The 254-nt window shown below is 57.5% G+C and carries 1 pseudogene; it reads left to right on the top strand.

Going from position 1 to position 254, the window contains the following annotated elements:
- A pseudogene (locus tag QMX88_RS29415) lies at positions 1 to 128 on the top strand (MerR family DNA-binding protein); the annotation flags it as partial.
- Positions 129 to 254 lie beyond the last annotated feature (126 nt).

Here is a 254-nt window from a genome sequence, read left to right as displayed (position 1 = left end):
TCGCACGGGTGAAATTCGTGAAATCCGCGCAACGACTGGGCTTTAGCCTCGATGAAGTGGCCGGACTGTTGAGGCTGGATGACGGCGCTCACTGCGACGAAGCGCGTGTGCTCGCCGAGCAGAAGCTGGGGTTTGGGGAGCAATGGAACCAAAAACCAACGTAAGCTCTGAATCCCACCGTAAAGGGGCTTTCCGATCTCCAGCTCACCCGCCAGGCATTACTCTCTGATCAGTGCCTCGATGATCGGGCAGAT

This window comes from Pseudomonas sp. PS02290 (genome assembly GCF_029960075.1).
Classification (GTDB): Bacteria; Pseudomonadota; Gammaproteobacteria; order Pseudomonadales; family Pseudomonadaceae; genus Aquipseudomonas.
Note: the sequence above shows the minus strand (reverse complement) of the source record. Positions and strands in the feature narration are given on the sequence as shown.